This window comes from Candidatus Methylomirabilota bacterium (assembly GCA_035260325.1).
Lineage (GTDB): Bacteria > Methylomirabilota > Methylomirabilia > Rokubacteriales > CSP1-6 > AR19.
The window spans coordinates 1-2,097 of sequence record DATFVL010000057.1 but is presented as its reverse complement, the minus strand read 5'-3'; the positions used below and the strand labels follow the sequence as shown (position 1 = coordinate 2,097).

The window sequence follows — 2,097 nt, the reverse complement described above, 5'->3', positions numbered from 1 at the left end:
CACGGGTGCCGACGATCCCGGCCTGCGCGAGCAGGCGCTGTCCTCGGGCGCCGCAACCGTGCTGACCAAGCCGCTGGATCTGGCGGAGCTGAAGCGCGCGGTCTCGAGCACGGCGAGGCCGCGGCCGCCGGCCGCAGACGTCTCCGGCCCGAGTCGAGCCGCATCCGGCGCGGTGAAGAGGGCGGCGGGCCGCGTGCTCATCGTGGACGACGACCCCGAGGTCCGGGCGATCCTCGAAGAATTTCTCGCCCTCCACGGGTACGTCACGCGATCGGCGGGTGACGCGCCCAGCGCGTTCTGGGCCCTGATGCAGAACGTCCCGGACGTCATATTGCTCGACATCTCGATGCCCGGCTTCAACGGCGTGGAGTTCATCCCGACGATCCGCTTCGCCAGCGGCGACGTCAAGATCATCATGGTCAGCGGCATCACCGACGTCGAGCTCTCCAAGCGCGCGCTGGCCCAGGGGGCGTTCGACTACGTCACGAAGCCGGTGGACATGAAGTACCTCCTCCAGAGCCTGGAGACGGCGATGTCGATGAAGCGGCTCGAGACCGAGTAGACGGAACGACCCTCAGGCGCCGCGCCCGGTCGGCGCCCGGTAGGGCTCAGGCGACCAGCGCCTCGACCTTCGCGCGCGGCAGCCCGACCTTCTCGGCGGCCTCGAGGATCTCCCCCCACGTCGTCGCGTCCACCACGACGCCCGCGCGCGAGCGCTCCTCGCGCGCGAGCCGCTCAGGGTCGCCGGGCACCAGCACGGGCTCGCCCGGGTTCGCCGGCGGCGACGCCTTCACGTACTGGACGAAGCCGTCGACCTCGCGGCGGAGCCAGTCCGTGCCCGCGAGGCGGGCCGGATCGACGAGGACCGCGAACATGTTGTTGATGGTGCCGCCGAGCCGCGGGTTCCCCGGCTGGATCGTCGGGCCGCCCGACAGGGCGCCGGCGAGCAGCTCGGTCACCACCGCCAGCGCGTAGCCCTTGTGGCCGCCGAAGGGCCGCATGGCGCCGCGCGGCTCGCTGTACATCACGCCGGGGTCGCGCGTGGGCCGGCCTCCCGCGTCGAGCAGGACGCCCTCGGCCACCGGCTTGCCCTCGTTCTTGGCGACCCGCACCTTGCCCATCGCGATCGCGCTCGTCGCCATGTCGAGGAGCAGAGGCGGCTGGCGGTCGGTGCCGGGGATCGCGATGCAGACGGGGTTGGTCACGAAGCGCGCGTCGGTGCCCCGGAAGGGCGCCACGCTGGCGCGATGGTCGGCGACGTTGACGAAGTGGAGCGAGACGAGCCCGGCGGCGCTCGCCAGCTCGCCGTACGCGCCGACGCGCCCGATGTGGTGGGCGTTCGCGAGCGTCAGCGCGACCACGCCGGTCCGGCGGCAGCGCTCGATCGCGGCGTCCATCGCCTCGCCGGCGACCGGACGGCCGTAACCGCGTCCCCCGTCGAACATGAGCACGGCGCCGTCGTCCTTCACGAGCTTCGCCCGCGTGTTCGGCACGACGAGGCCCGCCTTGAGGTGCCTGACGTAGGCGGGAATCATTCCCACGCCGTGGCTGTCGTGGCCTGCCAGATTCGCCTGGACCAGATGCTCGGCGACCAGCTCCGCCTCCTGATCGGCGCTGCCCCCGGACTTCAATATGGCGCTGCTGAGCCGTCGCAGGCCGTCGGCCGTCGCGCGGAGACCCATTGTCCTCTCCTCCCGGATTCGCTGTGACCGTGGCAACCCGGCTACTGAATCACGTCTCGCCCGTCCGGGCAACCCGCGCCCGGACCGTTTGGGGTTTCCTGCACCCCTTTTCAGGGGTTCACCTGCTTCCAGGAGACGGGCGGGAATGCCTATCTGGGTAGCAGAGGGACCAGGCGGTGCAGGCTCAGCCGTTCATCATCGTCTCGCGTGCGGAACCGGCTCGCTACCACTATCTCCGCCAGCTCTTCGGCGAGACCATGGACGTGTTCATCGACCGTCGGGTGGGGGAGCGGCGCCATGACCCGACGCCGGCGGGAGTCGAGCGACGCCGTCAGGACCGGCGTGTGCGAAGCCTCGCCCGGGATCTCCAGGAGATCGGCTGGGCCCTGGTGAGGTGACGCTCGGCGGTCGCCAC

General features: G+C 71.2%; 3 protein-coding genes. 2 read left to right on the top strand and 1 reads right to left on the bottom strand.

The window, feature by feature from the left end; all coding sequences use genetic code 11:
- The coding region (locus VKG64_03985; protein HKB24193.1) for a response regulator at window positions 1–562 on the top strand (562 nt) is incomplete at its 5' end.
- 46 nt (window positions 563–608) lie between these two features.
- Here VKG64_03985 and VKG64_03980 read toward each other — a convergent pair.
- On the bottom strand, window positions 609–1,682 hold the full coding sequence (locus VKG64_03980; GenBank protein ID HKB24192.1) for a malate/lactate/ureidoglycolate dehydrogenase: 1,074 nt from the start codon (window positions 1,680–1,682) through the stop codon (window positions 609–611).
- Window positions 1,683–1,858: 176 nt separating this feature from the next.
- Between VKG64_03980 and VKG64_03975 the strand changes: the two genes are divergently transcribed.
- A complete protein-coding gene (locus VKG64_03975; protein HKB24191.1) occupies window positions 1,859–2,080 on the top strand; it encodes a hypothetical protein in 222 nt (73 codons plus the stop codon).
- Window positions 2,081–2,097 lie beyond the last annotated feature (17 nt).